Origin of the sequence: Citrobacter sp. Cpo091 (assembly GCF_030332645.1) — a bacterium.
Lineage (GTDB): Bacteria > Pseudomonadota > Gammaproteobacteria > Enterobacterales > Enterobacteriaceae > Citrobacter > Citrobacter portucalensis.
On record NZ_JAOWHL010000040.1, the window covers coordinates 504,972 to 523,817 of the forward strand.

Sequence of the window (18,846 nt, forward strand, 5' to 3'; positions counted from 1 at the left end):
CAGAAAATTATTTACGAAGCATCACTTCGATAAAGTCTTTCCAGTTCCCCAGTTCACGTTCAATCATAACAACCTCTCTTATTATTATGGGCATTCTACGAAATCATCATCATTAAAAGAAGGCAATTTAACCGATGGTTGCGATTGATTCCTCCAGTGTTTGGGGTTTATGTGATCACTATGCGCTATACCCATAAATTTTATGTGACTTACTGCAATATTTTGAAATATTCATACATCATCTACTACTTTTGCAATTCTGATGGAAAAACAGGCTGATGCAAACAGGCAGATTCTGATTTCTAGTTATACGGTATTTTTTGGAGCTTTCAGGAATCATTATTCACTGTTGTTCAACAATGTTATATTTTTCTATAACGATTGAATGACAATATGTATTATTCATTGCCACAGAATAAAAGAATAAATATTCAAGTTACGTCAATAAGGATTCAAATGATCACCCTTTACGGCATTAAGAATTGCGACACGATTAAAAAAGCCAGACGCTGGTTGGAGGCTCAAGGTATTGACTACCGCTTTCATGATTATCGCGTCGACGGTCTGGACAACACGCTATTACAGTCCTTTATCAGCGAATTAGGTTGGGAGGCGCTGCTCAATACGCGTGGAACCACCTGGCGTAAACTCGATGAATCCACGCGCAGTCAAATCACCGATGCGGCTTCCGCCGCCGCGTTGATGATTGAAATGCCAGCAATTATCAAACGCCCATTGCTCTGCGCGCCGGGTAAGCCTATGCTGCTTGGTTTCAGTGAATCCAGTTATACTCTGTTTTTTAATGAGGTGTAGTCTATGTCGTGCCCGGTCATTGAGCTGACACAGCAGCTTATTCGCCGTCCTTCCCTGAGCCCGGATGATGCCGGGTGCCAGGCGTTAATGATTGAACGCCTGCGTGCGGTAGGTTTTACCGTTGAGCGAATGGACTTTGGTGACACACAGAATTTTTGGGCATGGCGCGGTAAAGGTGAGACCCTGGCATTTGCCGGTCACACCGACGTAGTGCCTGCCGGCGATGTCGATCGCTGGATCAATCCACCGTTCGAACCGACCATTCGCGATGGCATGTTGTTCGGGCGTGGCGCTGCCGATATGAAGGGTTCACTGGCGGCGATGGTCGTGGCCGCAGAACGTTTTGTCGCCCAGCATCCAAACCATCAGGGTCGTCTGGCCTTTTTGATAACGTCTGACGAAGAAGCCAGCGCCAAAAACGGCACCGTGAAGGTGGTTGAAGCGCTGATGGCGCGTAATGAACGACTGGATTATTGCCTGGTGGGTGAGCCATCCAGCACGGAAATCGTTGGCGACGTGGTGAAAAATGGACGTCGTGGTTCACTGACCTGCAACCTGACCATTCATGGCGTGCAGGGCCACGTAGCCTATCCGCATCTGGCAGATAACCCGGTACACCGCGCGGCCCCCATGCTCAACGAACTGGTGGCGATCGAGTGGGATCAGGGTAACGAATTCTTCCCGGCGACCAGCATGCAGATTGCCAATATCCAGGCTGGAACCGGAAGCAACAACGTTATCCCTGGAGAACTGTTTATCCAGTTCAACTTCCGTTTCAGCACTGAGCTGACCGATGAGATGATTAAAGCACGGGTTCACGCGCTGCTGGAGAAACATCAGCTGCGTTATACCGTCGACTGGTGGCTTTCCGGTCAGCCGTTCCTGACCGAACGCGGTAAACTGGTGGATGCAGTGGTGAACGCCATTGAGCACTATAATGAGATTAAACCGCAGTTACTGACTACAGGCGGGACGTCCGACGGGCGTTTTATTGCCCGCATGGGGGCGCAGGTAGTAGAACTTGGGCCGGTCAACGCCACTATTCATAAAATTAATGAATGTGTTAATGCCGCCGACCTGCAGCTGCTTGCCCGTATGTATCAACGTATCATGGAGCAACTCGTCGCCTGATGAGTGTTCCTGTAAGAGGAAATGAGCATGGACTGGCTGGCAAAATATTGGTGGATTCTGGTGTTGGTGTTTCTGGTAGGCGTGCTGCTGAACGTGATTAAAGATCTCAAGCGCGTCGATCACAAGAAATTTCTTGCCAACAAGCCGGAGCTTCCCCCGCATCGTGACTTTAACGATAAATGGGACGACGACGACGATTGGCCGAATAAGGACCAATCGAAGAAATAATTAGTAGGCCGATAAGTCCCGTAGGCCCGGTAAGCGTTAGCGCCACCGGGCATTACGTGCCGGATGGCAACGCTTCGCGTTTTATCCGGCCTACGGTGATCAATCAGATCATGGTAATCACATCATCATCGTGAGGCTTACCGCCGCTCAGCGCTTCATCAAAGTAGTGCTTCGGTACGGTAAAACGCAGATGATCGAGCGCAAACTGCATGCTGCGTTCATCAATGGCGTGCCCCAGATTTTCAACGATATCCAGCGTCACATCCCCACCGGCGCGAATTAACGCTTCCTGCGCGGCAACGGCATGAGATAACTCAATTACCCGGTCTTCACCACCGTGAATCAAATGCACCGTCGTCGCGGTGGTTGCAGCCTCTGGCAAGGTGGCATAGCGGCCATTGAAGGCGATAACCCGCGACGCCAGCCCCGGCTCAGCTTTGATGCTCTCAAGTGACATAATTGAACCTTGAGAAAAACCAATCAGCGCGGTTGCCTGCGGCGAAACGCCGCTTTGCTTCTGCCAGTAGCGCACGGTTTCGATAAACACCGGCATTATGGCGTCAACGCGTGCTTGACGATTCTCTTCTGTTACGCCCTGCACCGAAAACCACTGACGTCCGGACGTCGTCCCGTAAGGCTCTGCTCCACCAATGCTAACGATTAGCGCATCCGGAAACAGCGGCGCAAACCAGGTGCCAATTTCGCCCATAGCAACCGGGTTATCGCCGACGCCATGAAACAGCAGCAGTAGCTGTTGAGCGGGTTTATCGGGACTTTGAACAACAAAATGGTCATGTTTCATGGCGTTCTCCTTAGCTGATGAGAATCATTCTACGCCGCTTAACCGCAATGACCATGCCAGGAAATTGAAGAAGTTAGTGAAAAAATTGCCATTGCATAATGCGATTATGTAGCCGCTGTTCACGCTCTGCATCTAACTGATTTAATGCCTGCGCCGCTTCGGCGCGCTGAATGACCAGCAACGCTTTACGACCAGAAATCTTGAGCTGTTGACACAATTCGGCGTCGCTACGTTTAGCCTGGATGCGTCCACGCAAGGCCGGAAGAGGTAACTCACTGTGCTCAAGCAGACGACTCAGACAGCCTAGCGACGTCAATAATGGCCGATGCGCGAAGGCAAACCCAGCCAGCTCAGCCCAGTCATCCTCATTAAGCGTAGTCTCTTTCAGCGGGACCAGCGGAATGCTCTCACCGTTCCATTGCGCAAGGATTTCCGCATCACGACGCAAATGCTGGTGCTCCCGCTCGGCAAGGCGTTTCCCCGCTTCGCTAATGGGAAGTAACGCCATGGCGGTATAACAGCCGCTGCTGGCTTCCCGATGATTTCCCATTCGCACCAGCACAAAACCGCAGCGTTGCCAGAAACGCCATAGTTCAGCCGTATACCCAAAGCTGACGGACAGATAATCACACTGCATGGAATAACGCAGGGCCTGCATAATCAGCTGTTGCCCAATACCTTCTCTTTGGCGCGCAGGATGAACCGCAATTCGACTGACCCGTCTCCCGACGAGCGTCGCCGCCAACGGGTCACCACCGTGCGCCGCCAGCGACTGCGCAACCAGATTCCCTCTCGGTCGACGATATCCGGCCCAGACGGCCTGGCTTAATTCCGCGGATAGTCCTCCTTCATCGACCAACCAGACGGCTCCCGCAACTGAGTCAGCGGTTGATGCCTGAAGAAAATGCTGACCAGGCGCGTCCATCATCCGCCGCAGGTCCAATGGCGAGGTGCGATAATGCGCTCCGGAAAGTAGCTGGTATACCGCTAACGGCAGCGCCGGATTAGCATGCCAGGACTGTTGCTCAAATGCCGAGAAGTGAAGCTCCCCCAATGGGGCATGCGTGAACGTTTCATCATCAAACACCAGCGCATCGCTGACGATTTGCTCCAGCGGACATCCCTGCGCCCAGCGTACCGGTTGCTGCAACTCATAGCGTTGAAGATTGGGGAAGCGAGCACAGAATTTCAGCAAGAAGCCTCTCCCCGTACCCTCGTAGCCTTGTACTGTAGTGGTTAACAGCGTACGAGGAAAACGCGCCACCAGTTGGTGCAGCAGCGGCGCGGGGATCGCGGCGGCTTCATCCACAATTAGCCAGTCTGCGATTGCAGAACTGCTTAACAGCGCATCCGGGGCCATAAAACGGTAACGCTCTCCGGCAAATTGCGCCAGCACATCGGTTGCCGCTTTGGCAGGCGCTGTCACAATCGCAGTGCCGTTAATCCGCGCTATGAGTTGCCCTGCCAGAGCGGACTTGCCCCGACCCCGTGCGGCCGTCACCGCAACCACACCGGGAGGCATAGCCAGCAAATGATTTAATATCATCGCCTGTTCTGGCTGGGGTTCGCCGGTTGCCGCATGCCAGGCTGCGCGAGCAGGAAAATGCGGACAGGCAACCGGCTGATGCTGTTGCCAGTGCAGAGCCTGTCTATCGCGGGAAATCACCCGTTTGATGTGCTCAATAAAGTGCGGTGTAGGGATCGGTTCAGCACAATCGCTCCAGCGTAGTGAATCCGCGTCCGGATGTGTGTGCCAGGAATGCCAGGGTGGGGTCAGCAATACCAGCCAACTGCCAGCAAGCAGTGTGCCGCTTAAGGCGGCAAACGCCGCAGCGTCAAAACCTTGCCTGGCGTCAAAAACCGCATGATGAAACTCGCGCCCTAATAATGTTTTTAGCGCCTGCGGCGTACAGCACGGCTCGGTAGGGGCTTGCTCCCCTACCCACAGCCAGTCGCCGGGTAACGTGCTACGTAGCGCTAATGCCTGTTCCTGACACCAGTTATCCTCGCCGCTGATAATCAGCAGACGACGGATCCCTTCGTGGGTCATTTGTTCGGTTAACGCGCTCAGCGCCGTGTTATCGGACATCCCTGCCACAGAGTCTTAAATACCTTTACCAAAAGTATTACATTGCCCCGGATCGCCGCTGTCAAAACCGCGTTTGAACCAGGTAAAACGCTGTTCAGAGGTTCCGTGAGTAAAGCTGTCCGGTACTACGCGTCCTTGTCCCTGCTGTTGCAGACGATCGTCACCAATGGCCTGTGCGGCGTTCAGTGCCTCTTCCAGGTCACCAGACTCCAGTACGCCCTGCTGCTGCATGCTGTGGCCCCAGACACCGGCAAAGCAGTCTGCCTGCAGTTCCATTCGAACGGAAAGACGGTTCACTTCTGCCTGTGAGGCATTCTGCTGCATCTGACGAACTTTAGGTTCAATGCCCAGCAGTTTCTGCACGTGATGACCCACTTCATGGGCGATAACATAGCCCTGAGCAAAATCACCATCAGCGCCCAGCTTGTTTTTCATGTCGTCATAGAATGAAAGGTCGATGTAAACCGTACCATCTGCCGGGCAATAAAACGGCCCCATCACGGACTGACCCGCTCCGCAGCCGGTACGCGTCGCGCCCCGGTACATCACCAGCTTCGGCTGTTGGTAGGTGCGGCCCATTTTTTCAAACTGCTGTCCCCAGGTATCTTCTGTTGTAGCCAGAATCACCGAGGTAAATTTTGCCGCTTCATCATCGTTTGGGCTGATGGAGCGTGATGATTGCTGTTGGGAGACCGGCTGGCCAGTCATTAGCCCGGTGAGATCCACGCCATAATAACCCGCCACCAGCACCACAATCAGCAGGATGATGCCGCCTTTACCACTGGGCAGACGAAAACCGGGCCCACCCATAGAGGGGCCGCCGCCAGAGCTGTTTCGTCTGTCTTCCACATTGTCACTTTCACGACGCCCTTGCCAGCGCATAATCACCTCAACTTTTTATTCATTATGATGATGATCGTAGGCGGTTCGGAACAGGATTACCATAAGAAATAGTAATCAAATCAGGTGGGGTTAATGAGCCGGAGAGCGATCGCCGGCTCAGGGGAAGATTAGTCTAACTTCACACCCAGGCGATGCGCGACGGCTTCATAGGCTTCGATCAGGCCGCCCAGACTCTGGCGGAAGCGATCTTTGTCCATTTTATCCAGCGTTTCTTTGTCCCACAGGCGGCTACCGTCCGGTGAGAATTCATCACCCAGGACCACTTCACATTTATACAAACCAAACTCAAGTTTGAAGTCGACCAGAATCAGACCAGCATCATCAAACATCTTTTTCAGCACGTCGTTAGCTTTGTAGGTCAGCTCTTTCATACGCGCCAGATTCTCTTTGCTCACCCAACCAAAAGTTTCGCAATAGGAATCGTTAATCATTGGATCGTGCATAGCATCGTTTTTCAGGAACAGATCAAACAGCGGCGGATTCAGTTCAATACCTTCCTCAACACCTAAACGCTTAACCAGAGAGCCTGCCGCGCGGTTACGTACCACACATTCAACCGGTACCATCTCCAGTTTTTTCACCAGACATTCGGTATCAGAAAGCAGTCGCTCCATCTGGGTAGGAATACCCGCTTCTTGCAGTTTAGTCATAATGAAATGGTTGAATTTGTTGTTCACCATGCCTTTACGGTCAAACTGTTCAATGCGCGCGCCATCCCCTGCTGACGTATCATTGCGGAATTCGAGCACCAACAGGTCCGGGTTTTCCGTGCTGTATACGGTCTTCGCTTTACCACGATACAACTCAGCTTGCTTTTGCATCTTTATTACTCCTGGGTGTGAATTAACGATAAATATTGCGTTTTTCTGCCGACGCACACGTTTGCGTATCATATCAGAAAAAAAGGGCTGGAGTTATCCAGCCCTTTATTTTTACTTACTGAACGCTGCCTGGAAGACGGCGACCAGCGCGTCGTTCTGGCTTTGAGTCAGGGTATGCCCCTTCGGATCGATAAACTGCAAGCTGCTGCGGTTGTCTAAATCACCGACCTGCAGTTTATAGTCGCCGGATACCAGACCCGGATCGCTTGCGCCCAACTCCTGCCAGTTGCTATCGGACAGTGGTTTGTAGGTCACCGCGATGCTGCCCTGAGAACGGGTGCTGTCGGTTACCTTCATCCCCACTTTCTCAAGCGCTGCCGGCAGACGCTGCCACACCACGTTGAACGGTCCACGTACCACCAGCATTGGTAAACCGGTGTCATCGGCGGCGCTCTGAACATCCATGGTGGCTGCAGAGCGGTTCTGCGCGGCATTCGCGGCGTCGGTGGCGTTCTTATCCAGACCAGCAGAGATAACGTTCATCATCTCAGCGCTGTAACGCTGCATTGATGCCGCATCGGCTACGGGTTTACCCGCCTGCTCGAGGTTAACCAGTTTCACCGTTACCGCTTGCTGATAGCCCTGCGGTTTAACCGAGATTTGATAACGTCCACGGTACTGCTCGTCTTCATCCAGACGGTTCCAGTCAACCCAGTCGGTGGTCAACGTCTGGCTGGCATCATCACGTTTGGTGATCGTGTAGTTTTTAGACTGAATGACGCTAACGACCTGCGGCCACAGTGTGTTGCCACGACCGTTTTCCACCAGTAATGTCGACGTATCACCCGCGATCTGTGTGCGAGCACCGGTGACTAATGCTAACGGCTGAGCCGGTGGACGAATATCCAGCGCTTTACCCACGGCACCACTGCCGTTGGTTACCGGGATATTATAGTCGCCCGACATAACCGGCAAAATCATCCCAGCTGGAGCATGAAGCTCAGCAAGCGGTGCGGCCTCCAGATAGGATTCATCACCGCTCACCTGGCGCTTATAGCGCGAGTCAGAGCTACAGGCCGCGAGCAACATAACAAGCGAAACACCCGCAACCTTGGCCAGGCGCGACTTTTGTACTGAGTAAGCCATCAAATCTCCCTAAACTTTACAGCAAACCGGCATGCTTAAGCGCCGCTTTGACGATTTCACGAGCATTGTCCGTGATTGGCGTCATCGGCAGACGTAGCGTATCGGTCGCCACAAGTCCCAACTCCTTACACGCCCATTTCACGGGGATAGGATTGGGTTCGACAAATAGTTTGTTGTGTAACGGCATCAGACGCTGGTTAATCACCCGCGCCTCGGCAAATTGCCCGGCTGCCGCCAGTTTGCACATTTCAGCCATATCACGTGCCGCAACGTTAGACGTTACGGAAATCACGCCATGACCACCGAGCTGCATAAAATCCAGTCCGGTCGCGTCATCACCGCTGAGCAGAATAAAGTCGTCCGAAACCAGCTCTTTGATCTGGTGAACGCGACTTAAGTTCCCCGTGGCCTCTTTAATAGCGATAATATTTTTAACTTTCGCCAGACGACCAACGGTTTCCGGCAGCATATCGCAGCCAGTACGGGACGGCACATTATACAGAATTTGCGGCAGGTCAGTATGCTCAGCGATGGCTTTGAAATGCTGGAACAAACCTTCCTGGGTTGGGCGGTTGTAGTAAGGCGTCACCGTCAGGCAGCCGACAACACCGCTGTCGTTGAAACGCTGCGTCAGGCTAATGGCTTCCGCGGTCGCATTGGCGCCGGTTCCGGCAATCACCGGAATACGCCCGTCAGCCAGTTCCAGCGTCATCATCACCACATCGCCATGTTCATCATGACTCAGGGTGGCGGACTCACCGGTGGTGCCAACAGAAACGATCGCCGAGGTGCCGCTGGCGACATGATAATCAATCAGTTTTTTCAGGCTCGACCGGCAGACTTTACCTTTCTCATCCATCGGCGTAACAAGCGCGACAATACTTCCCGTGAACATGGGCCATCCTCTGTGCAAACAAGTGTCTCAATGGTACGTTTGGTACGACAATAAAAGCAAGCGACCAGAGCCGTTCTGATTGTTGTATGCATGTTTTTTTTATGCTTTCCTTATGATTACCTCACCGCTCAAAGGAAGAACAGGTTTGACATCGTCATCGCAACACTATCTGGTCATTACTGCGCTGGGTGCCGATCGCCCAGGAATTGTGAACACCATCACGCGTCATGTCAGCAGTTGCGGCTGTAATATCGAAGACAGCCGACTGGCCATGCTGGGTGATGAGTTCACGTTTATCATGTTGCTGTCGGGAACCTGGAATGCCATCACCCTGATTGAATCAACCCTGCCCTTAAAAGGCGCAGAGCTGGATTTACTCATTGTGATGAAGCGCACGACCGCGCGCCCCCGTCCGGCAATGCCTGCTACGGTATGGGTGCAGGTCGATGTCCCTGATTCTCCCCATTTGATTGAACGCTTCACCGCTCTGTTTGACAGCCACCAAATGAATATTGCGGAACTGGTTTCACGCACGCAACCGGCTGAGAATGGAAAGGCGGCGCAGTTGTTTATTCAAATTACCGCACATAGTCCTGCGTCACATGATTCGGCAAATATTGAAGATGCGTTTAAAGCACTCTGTACAGAACTCAATGCGCAAGGCAGTATTAACGTCGTCAATTACTCACAGCATGATGAACAGGATGGAGTTAAGTAATGAACCCACTGAAAGCCGGTGATATCGCACCGAAATTTAGCTTGCCGGATCAAGACGGAGAACAAGTAAATTTAACCGACTTCCAGGGACAGCGTGTTCTGGTTTATTTTTACCCGAAAGCCATGACACCCGGCTGTACCGTACAGGCCTGCGGCCTGCGCGATAACATGGATGAGTTAAAAAAAGCGGGTGTTGAAGTGCTGGGGATCAGCACCGACAAACCAGAGAAGCTTTCCCGATTCGCGGAGAAAGAAGTCCTGAATTTCACGCTCCTGTCCGATGAAGATCATCAGGTTTGCGAGCAGTTCGGCGTCTGGGGTGAGAAGTCATTTATGGGCAAAACCTACGATGGCATCCACCGCATCAGCTTCCTGATTGATGCCGAAGGGAAAATTGAGCATGTGTTTGATGACTTCAAAACCAGCAACCACCACGACGTGGTAATGAATTGGCTGAAAGAGAACGCCTGACCGTGAAATGCCGGATGGCGGCGTGAACGCCTTATCCGGCCTACAAATGCACGCACGTAGGCCGGATAAGACGCGTTAGCGTCGACATCCGGCAGATGACCGCCCGGTTACTCAAACGTCCCTTTCACACACGCTTTCTGCTCCCTGACTACGGCTTTTCCCTTCGCCCACAGGTGATGAACTTCCAGCGCGTCGTTGAGCACCAGAATGTCCGCATCGCATCCCACCGCCAGACGCCCTTTATGCTCCAGTGCCAAAAATTCTGCGACCGTACGCGTCAGCGGGCACAACGCCTGTTCCAGCGGTATGGCATGAACCTTCACCAACTGGCGCACCGTCTCAGCCAGTGATTCAAACCCCGCGACACCGATGCCGGTGAGATTGCCAAGCTCATCAAATTCCGGCTGGCTGCCGTTGCCATCCGAGCTCAGGGTAATGCGCGACAGCGGCACGTTCTGGCGCAGCGCCGTGGCGATAGCCGTGGCCGGGTCGACGGGCTCATCTATGCTGCTGGTAATGTCGATATAACCGCCTTTACGGGCATACTCCAGCGCCGCCTGGAACAACGGTTCCGCACGGTTAACGTGTGTCGGCAACAGTTTAGTAATCGGCACATCGCAACAGTCAAGGATCTGGTACAACGGTTCCAGCATGCGCGGGCTGTCGCCCATATGGAAAACGCTGATCCCTGGTTTGCGCCCCAACAACCCGCCGACGCGCGACTGCGCCGCCATATTTGCCAGCGCCGAGGTATCCGGGGCTGAAGAACGATGGTCCGAAACCGCACATTTCACACCAATAACTTTATCAATCAGCGCCACATCGCGATCGATGCTGCCGGTGATAGTCGGGGAAGGCAGAGAGTACGCCCCGGTCAGCATCCAGGCGCTGATACCTTCAAACTCCAGCGCGCGGGTTTTTGCCAGCAGCGATTCAGGGTGACGGGTAATGCCATCGGTACCCAGCAAACCCACCACCGACGTGACACCAGCTTCAACCAGCCGTGACAAGCGCACTTCCGGCGTGCGGGTATGCGGCCCCGCTTCCCCACCGCCGCCAATAAGATGGACGTGTTGATCGATAAATCCTGGGCATACAATCGCGCCGTCAAGATTGATACACTCGCAACCGGGAAAGTCTTCAGGAGAAATTGACGGGGCGATGGCAACAATTTTGCTGCCGGAGACCAGTATATCCTGTCGCCCTAAATCTTCCGGTGCATACACGTGTCCCTGCTGGAACAACGTCAAATCAAGAATTGAACAGTTCATAACCTTCCTTGTCAGGCAATAACCTGCATAACCCAAATAGAGAGCAGCGCATTAATGACGCATACCGCAATAATTAGCGGATAATAACGAGGATGAACCCCCGCGGTCCCCAGACAACGGCCCACATTTTGCACCGGATTTCCCATCAGGTAGATAGCCGGTAACAACACCGTGGCATCATGTCCCGAAAGCGTTCCGGCGACAACCAGGCTGGCGCACACGCCGACGCCGCCTCCCATACTCATCACCGCTGCCAGCAGCACAGTGGCAGATTCCCCTGGCAGCCCCCACAGCGCCATTACCGGCTCGCATACCCGCCCGACAACCTCGAGCAGCCCTGTCACCTTCAGCGCCTGAATAATCACAAACGCCATCACCACGTTAGGCAACAGACTGGTTGTTGCAATGGTAAACCCGCGCCGTGCGCCATCGATAAACATATCCATGACGTTTTTACGTACCTGTGTTGTCATCTCACGCCTCCTGCTGCATACGGCGATTTTCCAGCTGCGCGATCCACACACGCAACAGGTTCGCACCCACAAATTTGAAGACAAGGATCACAGCCAGCGGCGTAATCACCGGAACAGTCACCATCGTAAACAGCGCTGCGCCAGAAGAAAAATAGTTGGTAATGCACGCGCTGCCGCTGGTTTGCCAGCAGGCAAAAATAGCGCGTTCCTGCTCTGTGAGAATGCCCTCTTCCGCCATTTCTTTGGTCATCCCTGCCGCGGCATCGGTATTTTGCAAATTCGCAATCAACGCCAGCGAACAAATACCCGGAATGCCCAGTAACGGACGCAGGACCGGCGTCATCAGCTGTTGTGCCGCGCGCAACCCACCCAACCCTTCGGTGACGGAAATAATCCCGAGCGAAAGAATGACGGAAGGCGCCAGTTCAAGCGCGAATAAGAAGCCGTCTTTTGCCCCCATCCCCCCAGAGCCACGAAAAGAGACTGCCGTGTCGCCCGCAGCATTAATCTGCCCAAACGCACCGTTGAGGACGGTGAAGTCAAAGACCCGCCACCATTCGGTACTTTTCGCAAACATGCCGGAAAAAAGAATAATCGTAATAAAAAAAGCGAGATAACCGCCCCATCCCACCTTTTGCTGCGTGTGTGTGCTGTGACCCATTTTGTTCTCCTGTTGGCCTTTAATCCTTGTGTGACTAAAAGACATCACGATGGTCAAGTTAAAGACAAACGCGGAGAAAAACGACAGCAGAAGAGATTATTCAGAAAGTGTGGATAGAGGTCAGACAAGTTCAGATCCGGCGACATGATATCGCCGGATCTTGCAGATTAGGGTTCGTCAACGACCTGACCATCCGGCCAGGCATGCATTACCGCTTTGATTAACGTCGCCAGAGGAATCGCAAAGAATACGCCCCAGAATCCCCACAGACCGCCGAAAATCACCACGGAGAGAATAATCACCAGTGGATGCAGATTGACCGCCTCGGAGAACAGCACGGGAACCAGCAAATTGCCGTCCAGTGCCTGGATTATCAGGTACACAGCAAAACAGCTCCAGAACTCGGTGCCAAGCCCGAACTGGAACAGCGCCACGCCAACCACCGGAATCGTCACCACAAAAGCGCCGATATACGGGATCAGCACCGAGAACCCGACCAACACCGCCAGCAGCAGCGAATAGTTGAGACCAAACAGCAGGAAGCCGAGCCAGGTCGCTACGCCGACCACCACCATTTCCAGCACCTTCCCGCGGATATAGTTGGTGATTTGCTGATTCATCTCTTTCCATACCTGCCCCGCCAGCCCGCGGTTACGCGGCAGCACCCGGCGCACGGCGTTCAGCATCTGTCCTTTATCTTTGATCAGAAAGAACACCATCAATGGGACGAGAACCAGGTAAACCGCCAGCGTCAGCAAACCGACCAGTGAGGCCAGCGAATATTTCACCACCGAATCGCCCATGGTGAGCATTCGCGAGCGCATATTTTCCGCCATCGCATCAATGATGCCCGCATCCATCAGCGCCGGGTAACGTCGTGGCAAGGTGGCGGCAAAATCAGACAATTTATTGAGCATGCCGGGCATGTCGCGGATCAGGTAAATTCCCTGCTGCCACGCAACGGGCATCACCACAAAGGCCATCAGCAGTAAAATACCGACAAACACCACCAGCACAATCGATGTCGCCCAACGCCGTGAACACCCAATATGTTCCAGCCGCACTGTCGGCCATTCAAGCAGGTACGCCAGCACAATGGCGACCAGCAGCGGCGCCAAAAGACCGCTAAAGAAAAACAGGATGCCAAAACCGGCAACAAGAATAATCAGCAGGGCGATGGCTTCGGGGTCGCTAAAGCGGCGACGATACCATTGCATCAACATTTCGAGCATAAAACCCTTCCATGAACCCAATAGCGGGATTGCGATCCCGAATTGTATCGAAATGTCACAAAAAAGACTTCGCTTTTTATGGCTGATTACGCAAAGTGAAAAGACATTTTTCCTGGGTGTTCATCGTCAGGTTTCGCAGTTACACTCCGTAAGCTTGCGGAGTGTGAACGATACTTCACAGCATCGGTCAAATGGCTATCTCAAAAAAGAATACAGGACAGAGGTTATGTTCAGGCAGTTGAAAAAAAACCTGGTTGCTACCCTCATTGCCGCACTGACTATCGGTCAGGTTGCGCCCGCATTTGCTGATACTGCGGACACCCTGCCTGATATGGGAACGTCGGCAGGCAGTACGCTTTCCATAGGACAGGAAATGCAGATGGGCGATTATTACGTACGCCAACTGCGCGGCAGTGCGCCATTAATTAACGATCCATTGCTCACCCAATACATTAATGCGCTGGGGATGCGTCTGGTCTCGCACGCCGACTCGGTAAAAACGCCCTTCACCTTCTTTTTGATTAACAACGATGAAATCAACGCCTTTGCTTTCTTTGGCGGCAACGTTGTCCTGCACTCCGCACTATTCCGCTATTCCGACAACGAAAGCCAGCTGGCATCGGTTATGGCGCACGAAATTTCCCACGTCACGCAACGCCACCTGGCGCGTGCCATGGAAGACCAGAAACGTAGCGCACCGCTAACGTGGGTTGGCGCATTAGGTTCAATTTTATTAGCAATGGCCAGCCCGCAGGCGGGTATGGCGGCGCTGACCGGTACGCTGGCGGGGACACGTCAGGGAATGATCAGCTTTACGCAGCAAAACGAACAGGAAGCAGATCGCATTGGTATTCAGGTACTGCAACGCTCGGGATTCGATCCCCAGGCCATGCCAACGTTCCTGGAAAAACTGCTCGACCAGGCTCGTTACTCTTCGCGTCCGCCGGAAATTTTGCTGACTCACCCCCTGCCGGAAAGCCGTCTGTCTGATGCCCGTAACCGCGCCAACCAGATGCGCCCGGTGGTCGTCCAGTCGTCAGAAGATTTTTATCTGGCTAAGGCACGAACCTTAGGCATGTACAACTCTGGTCGTAACCAGTTGACCGATGACCTGCTGAGTAGCTGGTCGAAAGGCAACGTACGTGAGCAACGTGCGGCCCAGTATGGCCGGGCATTGCAGGCGATGGAAGCCAGTAAATACGACGAGGCGCGTAAAGCGCTGCAACCGCTGCTGGCGGCGGATCCTAACAATGCCTGGTATCTCGACCTGGCAACGGATATCGATCTCGGCCAGAAGAAAACCAGTGATGCCATTAACCGCCTGAAAAACGCCCGCGACCTGCGCACTAACCCGGTTCTGCAGCTCAACCTGGCGAATGCCTATTTACAGGGTGGACAAGCCAAAGAGGCGGCGACCATCCTGAATCGCTATACGTTTAACCATAAAGATGACCCTAACGGCTGGGATCTGTTAGCGCAAACGGAAGCCAACCTGAGCAACCGCGATCAGGAGCTGGCGGCGCGCGCGGAGGGGTATGCCCTCGCGGGACGTCTGGATCAGGCTATTTCGATGCTCAGCAGCGCAAGCTCTCAGGTGAAACTGGGTAGCCAGCAGCAGGCCAGATACGATGCCCGTATTGACCAGCTACGCCAGCTGCAAGAACGCTTTAAACCGTACACGAAGATGTAATTATCGAACCTTTGCCGGATGGCGACGCTGTCGCGTCTTATCCGGCCTACGTCAGACGCAATATGTAGGCCGGATAAGGTCTTTTGGCCGCCATCCGGCAGTATTGTTATGCAAGGAGAAGTCATGTCAGACGCGATTAAAATCTACCATAACCCACGCTGCTCCAAGAGCCGTGAAACGCTGGAATTACTGAAGTCCAACGGCGTGGACCCGGAAGTGGTGTTGTATCTGGAAACGCCGGCTGACGCAGCAACCCTGCGCGAACTGCTGCAGATGCTCGGTATGTCCAGCGCGCGTGAACTGATGCGCCAGAAAGAGGATCTCTATAAATCGCTTAACCTGGCGGACAAAAATCTGAGTGAAGATGCGCTGATTCAGGCAATGGTGGAAAACCCGAAACTGATGGAGCGCCCGATTGTGGTTGCCAAAGGTCAGGCTCGAATTGGACGCCCGCCTGAGCAGGTACTGGAAATCGTCGGTTAACCTGCAACCTGCCGCAGTCTTCTCGGCTGCGGCGCTTACAGCTTCAGAATTTCTTTTACGAACGGAATGGTCAGCTTACGCTGGGCGGTGATCGACGCATGATCAAGCTGATCCAGCGTCATAAACAGCGTTCGCATTTCCCGATCCAGACGCTTTAGCAGAAAACGTCCCACATCTTCCGGCAGTTCAAATCCACGAAGTCTGGCGCGTAATTGCAACGCCTGCAGCTTATCTTCATCGGAAAGCGGTTGTAGCTTGTAGATTTGCCCCCAGTCCAGGCGTGAGGCGAGATCCGGCAACCCCAGATTCAGCTGTCTTGGCGGACGATCGCCGGTGATCAGCAAACGCGTTTTCCCCGACTCCAGGATACGGTTGTAGAGATCAAAGATCGCCATTTCCCACAGCGAATCACCAGCCACACATTCGATGTTATCGATGCATACCAGCGATAAATGCTCCATCCCGTCGAGCACCTCGGGGACGAACCAGGTGCGTTTGTCGAGCGGCACGTAGCCTACCGCATCGCCGCGCGCGGACAGTTCCGCACAGGCTGCATGCAGCAAATGACTACGGCCAGCGCCTTCACGCGACCAGAGATAAATATACCCGCTATGTTCCTGACGCAGCACGTTTTGCAGTGCAGCCAGTAAAGAGGAGTTATCCCCCGGCCAGAAACTTGCGAAAGTTTCGTCGTCAGGAAGATAAAGTGGCAAAGAGAGCTGTGCCGGTGTGTTCAGAGATACCTCAACCCAGGATTTCATAAAATCGCGTTGAGTTTAACACAGAAATACGTCGCGATAGAACCGGGCAGCGCTGCCGCCCGGTCAGAGATTTACTGTTGCGGACTGTCTGCATCTTTCGCGTCAAGCACGACTTCTTCCGGACGCAGCAGGCTGATAACTTTGAAAATCAGGCTCAGACAGACACCAACGATGGTCGCCAGCGCCATGCCTTTCAGCTCTGCGGCACCGATGTGAACTTTCGCACCACTTACGCCGATGATCAAAATAACCGAGGTCAGGATCAGGTTCTGCGCCTTGTTATAGTCAACCTTCGACTCGATCAGTACGCGAATACCAGAAGCACCAATCACACCGTACAGCAGCAGTGATACGCCGCCCATCACCGGCAGTGGGATAATTTGGATCGCCGCCGCCAGTTTACCCACGCAGGAGAGCAGAATGGCGAAAATTGCCGCACCGCCGATAACCCAGGTACTGTAAACGCGGGTAATCGCCATTACGCCGATATTTTCGCCGTACGTGGTGTTCGGCGTAGAGCCGAAGAAACCAGAGATTACCGTAGACAGACCGTTGGCAAACATAGAACGATGCAGGCCAGGATCGCGAATCAAATCTTTTTTCACGATATTCGCCGTCACCACCAGATGCCCGACGTGTTCGGCGATGACCACCAGCGCCGCTGGCAGGATGGTCAGAATGGCAACCCATTCAAAACGCGGCGTGTAGAACGTCGGCAGCGCGAACCAGTGGGCCTGCGCAATCGGCGTAGTGTCCACAACGCCCATCACGAAGGAAAGCGCATAACCGGCCAGCACCCCGATCAGAATCGGGATAATCGCCATAAAACCGCGGAACAATACGGAACCAAAGACCGTTACCGCCAGCGTCACCATAGAAATGATGATGGTTTTTGAATCCGGTAATTGCCCCTCAGCAGGCAGTAACCCCGCCATACCCGCAGCAACGCCAGCCAGCTCCAGACCGATGACGGCAACGATTGCGCCCATCGCCGCAGGCGGGAACATGACATCCAGCCAGCCGGTTCCTGCCTTCTTAACAATGAAAGAAACCAGGCAGAACAGGACGCCACACATAATGAAACCGCCCAGCGCCACTTCATACCCTAACGGCAGCAGCAGCAGTACCGGGGAAATAAAGGCAAAGCTGGAACCCAGATATGCGGGAATTTTACCCTTACAAATAAAGAGATACAGCAACGTACCAATGCCGTTAAACAGCAGAACGGTAGCCGGGTTGATGTGGAACAGGACTGGCACCAGTACCGTTGCGCCAAACATGGCGAACAGGTGCTGCAAACTAAGCGGGATTGTCTGTAAAAGCGGCGGTCTTTCACTCACCCCGATAGCACGGCGCGTCATAGTGTTTTCCTCTGAGTGTTGTTTGTTATTAGCCATTGGGTTGTTTTATTCAAAAAAAAGCCGACTCTTAAAGTCGGCTTCTTTTCACTTATTCGTTTACTTAGTACCAAAAATCTTATCGCCGGCATCGCCGAGCCCCGGAATAATGTATCCGTGCTCGTTCAGTCCCTGATCGATGGAGGCGGTGTACAGCTCCACATCCGGGTGGGCTTTTTCCAGTGCCGCGATACCTTCCGGTGCCGCAACCAGGACCAGCACTTTAATGCTGGTGCAGCCTGCATTTTTCAGCAGATCGATAGTGGCGATAACAGAGCCGCCGGTTGCCAGCATTGGGTCAACGATCAGCGCCATACGCTCATCGATGTTAGAAACCAGCTTCTGGAAATACGGAACCGGCTCCAGCGTCTCTTCGTTACGGTACATACCAACAACGCTGATACGCGCGCTCGGAACGTTTTCCAGAACGCCTTCCATCATGCCCAGACCCGCACGCAGGATAGGCACAACGGTGATTTTTTTGCCTTTGATTTGGTCAACTTCAACTGGACCGTTCCAGCCTTCAATGGTCACCTTTTCGGTTTCCAGACCAGCGGTTGCTTCATAAGTCAGCAGACTGCCAACTTCCGAGGCGAGTTCACGAAAGCGTTTAGTGCTGATGTCGTTTTCACGCATCAGTCCCAGCTTGTGTTTGACGAGTGGGTGTTTGACTTCCACGATCTTCATACTCTTCTCCTTTCCTCAGACGAATGGCAACCACAAAAAAAATCGCCGGATTATACCGCTTTTCCTCTCTGGCGCAACACTGCATACGCTTGATATGGATCAACCAAAGTCATTTGCGTCTGAATGATGAGTATAAAACAAGCCCCGCACTGATGGCGGGGCTCGCTGTCAATGC

Annotated in this window: 21 protein-coding genes; 7 read left to right on the forward strand and 14 right to left on the reverse strand. The window is 53.3% G+C overall.

Going from position 1 to position 18,846, the window contains the following annotated elements; genetic code table 11:
• Positions 1-7: 7 nt before the first annotated feature.
• Complete coding sequence (gene ypfM / locus OGY04_RS21300; RefSeq protein WP_001386977.1) at positions 8-67, reverse strand: protein YpfM; 60 nt, start codon at positions 65-67, stop codon at positions 8-10.
• A 389-nt stretch (positions 68-456) separates the two neighbouring features.
• On the opposite strand from ypfM, the gene OGY04_RS21305 reads away from it, so the two are divergent.
• The 3 genes from OGY04_RS21305 to OGY04_RS21315 are packed head-to-tail and all read left to right on the forward strand — an operon-like array spanning position 457 to position 2,172.
• The gene (locus OGY04_RS21305; RefSeq protein WP_003835078.1) at positions 457-813 is read left to right on the forward strand and encodes an ArsC family reductase; all 357 of its coding nucleotides are present in this window, start codon (positions 457-459) and stop codon (positions 811-813) included.
• Between the two features lie 3 nt (positions 814-816).
• On the forward strand, positions 817-1,944 hold the full coding sequence (dapE, locus tag OGY04_RS21310) for a succinyl-diaminopimelate desuccinylase (protein WP_003037976.1): 1,128 nt from the start codon (positions 817-819) through the stop codon (positions 1,942-1,944).
• A gap of 27 nt (positions 1,945-1,971) precedes the next feature.
• Positions 1,972-2,172: a YpfN family protein gene (locus OGY04_RS21315; RefSeq protein WP_286585995.1), complete on the forward strand. Its 201-nt coding sequence runs from the start codon at positions 1,972-1,974 to the stop codon at positions 2,170-2,172.
• Positions 2,173-2,275: 103 nt separating this feature from the next.
• Here OGY04_RS21315 and ypfH read toward each other — a convergent pair whose 3' ends face one another.
• From ypfH to dapA, 6 genes are all read right to left on the reverse strand, one after another.
• The gene (gene ypfH / locus OGY04_RS21320) at positions 2,276-2,974 is read right to left on the reverse strand and encodes an esterase (protein WP_103285620.1); all 699 of its coding nucleotides are present in this window, start codon (positions 2,972-2,974) and stop codon (positions 2,276-2,278) included.
• Between the two features lie 73 nt (positions 2,975-3,047).
• A complete protein-coding gene (locus OGY04_RS21325) occupies positions 3,048-5,063 on the reverse strand; it encodes a tRNA(Met) cytidine acetyltransferase TmcA (protein ID WP_286585996.1) in 2,016 nt (671 codons plus the stop codon).
• A 15-nt stretch (positions 5,064-5,078) separates the two neighbouring features.
• Complete coding sequence (ypfJ, locus tag OGY04_RS21330) at positions 5,079-5,945, reverse strand: KPN_02809 family neutral zinc metallopeptidase (RefSeq protein ID WP_003037967.1); 867 nt, start codon at positions 5,943-5,945, stop codon at positions 5,079-5,081.
• A gap of 128 nt (positions 5,946-6,073) precedes the next feature.
• A complete protein-coding gene (gene purC, locus OGY04_RS21335; RefSeq protein WP_286585997.1) occupies positions 6,074-6,787 on the reverse strand; it encodes a phosphoribosylaminoimidazolesuccinocarboxamide synthase in 714 nt (237 codons plus the stop codon).
• A gap of 111 nt (positions 6,788-6,898) precedes the next feature.
• Positions 6,899-7,933: an outer membrane protein assembly factor BamC gene (bamC, locus tag OGY04_RS21340; protein WP_003835088.1), complete on the reverse strand. Its 1,035-nt coding sequence runs from the start codon at positions 7,931-7,933 to the stop codon at positions 6,899-6,901.
• A 16-nt stretch (positions 7,934-7,949) separates the two neighbouring features.
• The gene (dapA, locus tag OGY04_RS21345) at positions 7,950-8,828 is read right to left on the reverse strand and encodes a 4-hydroxy-tetrahydrodipicolinate synthase (RefSeq protein ID WP_003037957.1); all 879 of its coding nucleotides are present in this window, start codon (positions 8,826-8,828) and stop codon (positions 7,950-7,952) included.
• Between the two features lie 145 nt (positions 8,829-8,973).
• Between dapA and OGY04_RS21350 the strand changes: the two genes are divergently transcribed.
• Positions 8,974-9,546 (forward strand): glycine cleavage system transcriptional repressor, encoded by a 573-nt coding sequence (locus tag OGY04_RS21350; RefSeq protein WP_003037954.1) that lies wholly within the window; start codon positions 8,974-8,976, stop codon positions 9,544-9,546.
• Positions 9,546-10,016: a thioredoxin-dependent thiol peroxidase gene (bcp, locus tag OGY04_RS21355; protein ID WP_003835095.1), complete on the forward strand. Its 471-nt coding sequence runs from the start codon at positions 9,546-9,548 to the stop codon at positions 10,014-10,016. The genes OGY04_RS21350 and bcp overlap by 1 nt, the downstream gene beginning before the upstream one ends.
• A 107-nt stretch (positions 10,017-10,123) precedes the next feature.
• Here bcp and iadA read toward each other — a convergent pair whose 3' ends face one another.
• The 4 genes from iadA to OGY04_RS21375 form a co-directional block, all read right to left on the reverse strand.
• On the reverse strand, positions 10,124-11,287 hold the full coding sequence (gene iadA / locus OGY04_RS21360) for a beta-aspartyl-peptidase (RefSeq protein WP_008785436.1): 1,164 nt from the start codon (positions 11,285-11,287) through the stop codon (positions 10,124-10,126).
• Between the two features lie 11 nt (positions 11,288-11,298).
• Positions 11,299-11,760, reverse strand: coding sequence for a YjiG family protein (locus OGY04_RS21365; protein WP_003835099.1), 462 nt, complete (start codon positions 11,758-11,760; stop codon positions 11,299-11,301).
• Position 11,761: 1 nt separating this feature from the next.
• Positions 11,762-12,421 carry a nucleoside recognition domain-containing protein gene (locus tag OGY04_RS21370; RefSeq protein ID WP_286585998.1) on the reverse strand — a complete coding sequence of 220 codons (660 nt, stop codon included), beginning with the start codon at positions 12,419-12,421 and terminating at the stop codon, positions 11,762-11,764.
• A 167-nt stretch (positions 12,422-12,588) separates the two neighbouring features.
• Positions 12,589-13,653, reverse strand: coding sequence for an AI-2E family transporter (locus OGY04_RS21375; RefSeq protein WP_003037941.1), 1,065 nt, complete (start codon positions 13,651-13,653; stop codon positions 12,589-12,591).
• Positions 13,654-13,879: 226 nt separating this feature from the next.
• Between OGY04_RS21375 and bepA the strand changes: the two genes are divergently transcribed.
• A complete protein-coding gene (bepA, locus tag OGY04_RS21380) occupies positions 13,880-15,343 on the forward strand; it encodes a beta-barrel assembly-enhancing protease (protein WP_008785438.1) in 1,464 nt (487 codons plus the stop codon).
• Between the two features lie 123 nt (positions 15,344-15,466).
• Positions 15,467-15,826 (forward strand): arsenate reductase (glutaredoxin), encoded by a 360-nt coding sequence (arsC, locus tag OGY04_RS21385; RefSeq protein ID WP_003037937.1) that lies wholly within the window; start codon positions 15,467-15,469, stop codon positions 15,824-15,826.
• Between the two features lie 35 nt (positions 15,827-15,861).
• Here arsC and OGY04_RS21390 read toward each other — a convergent pair whose 3' ends face one another.
• The 3 genes from OGY04_RS21390 to upp form a co-directional block, all read right to left on the reverse strand.
• Complete coding sequence (locus OGY04_RS21390; RefSeq protein WP_211924219.1) at positions 15,862-16,563, reverse strand: DnaA inactivator Hda; 702 nt, start codon at positions 16,561-16,563, stop codon at positions 15,862-15,864.
• A 95-nt stretch (positions 16,564-16,658) separates the two neighbouring features.
• Positions 16,659-17,948 (reverse strand): uracil permease, encoded by a 1,290-nt coding sequence (gene uraA, locus OGY04_RS21395; RefSeq protein WP_003835107.1) that lies wholly within the window; start codon positions 17,946-17,948, stop codon positions 16,659-16,661.
• Positions 17,949-18,044: 96 nt separating this feature from the next.
• Entirely contained in the window at positions 18,045-18,671 is a 627-nt protein-coding gene (gene upp, locus OGY04_RS21400) for a uracil phosphoribosyltransferase (RefSeq protein WP_003835110.1), read from the reverse strand.
• Between the last annotated feature and the right edge of the window lie 175 nt (positions 18,672-18,846).

Excerpts from the sequence above, each read along its gene's own strand:
- OGY04_RS21305 (WP_003835078.1), top strand. The coding sequence starts at position 457 with ATGATCACCCTTTACGGCATTAAGAATTGCGACACGATTAAAAAAGCC.
- dapE (WP_003037976.1), top strand. The coding sequence starts at position 817 with ATGTCGTGCCCGGTCATTGAGCTGACACAGCAGCTTATTCGCCGTCCT.
- OGY04_RS21315 (WP_286585995.1), top strand. The coding sequence starts at position 1,972 with ATGGACTGGCTGGCAAAATATTGGTGGATTCTGGTGTTGGTGTTTCTG.
- ypfH (WP_103285620.1), bottom strand. The coding sequence starts at position 2,974 with ATGAAACATGACCATTTTGTTGTTCAAAGTCCCGATAAACCCGCTCAA.
- OGY04_RS21325 (WP_286585996.1), bottom strand. The coding sequence starts at position 5,063 with ATGTCCGATAACACGGCGCTGAGCGCGTTAACCGAACAAATGACCCAC.
- ypfJ (WP_003037967.1), bottom strand. The coding sequence starts at position 5,945 with ATGCGCTGGCAAGGGCGTCGTGAAAGTGACAATGTGGAAGACAGACGA.
- purC (WP_286585997.1), bottom strand. The coding sequence starts at position 6,787 with ATGCAAAAGCAAGCTGAGTTGTATCGTGGTAAAGCGAAGACCGTATAC.
- bamC (WP_003835088.1), bottom strand. The coding sequence starts at position 7,933 with ATGGCTTACTCAGTACAAAAGTCGCGCCTGGCCAAGGTTGCGGGTGTT.
- dapA (WP_003037957.1), bottom strand. The coding sequence starts at position 8,828 with ATGTTCACGGGAAGTATTGTCGCGCTTGTTACGCCGATGGATGAGAAA.
- bcp (WP_003835095.1), top strand. The coding sequence starts at position 9,546 with ATGAACCCACTGAAAGCCGGTGATATCGCACCGAAATTTAGCTTGCCG.
- iadA (WP_008785436.1), bottom strand. The coding sequence starts at position 11,287 with ATGAACTGTTCAATTCTTGATTTGACGTTGTTCCAGCAGGGACACGTG.
- OGY04_RS21365 (WP_003835099.1), bottom strand. The coding sequence starts at position 11,760 with ATGACAACACAGGTACGTAAAAACGTCATGGATATGTTTATCGATGGC.
- OGY04_RS21370 (WP_286585998.1), bottom strand. The coding sequence starts at position 12,421 with ATGGGTCACAGCACACACACGCAGCAAAAGGTGGGATGGGGCGGTTAT.
- OGY04_RS21375 (WP_003037941.1), bottom strand. The coding sequence starts at position 13,653 with ATGCTCGAAATGTTGATGCAATGGTATCGTCGCCGCTTTAGCGACCCC.
- bepA (WP_008785438.1), top strand. The coding sequence starts at position 13,880 with ATGTTCAGGCAGTTGAAAAAAAACCTGGTTGCTACCCTCATTGCCGCA.
- arsC (WP_003037937.1), top strand. The coding sequence starts at position 15,467 with ATGTCAGACGCGATTAAAATCTACCATAACCCACGCTGCTCCAAGAGC.
- uraA (WP_003835107.1), bottom strand. The coding sequence starts at position 17,948 with ATGACGCGCCGTGCTATCGGGGTGAGTGAAAGACCGCCGCTTTTACAG.
- upp (WP_003835110.1), bottom strand. The coding sequence starts at position 18,671 with ATGAAGATCGTGGAAGTCAAACACCCACTCGTCAAACACAAGCTGGGA.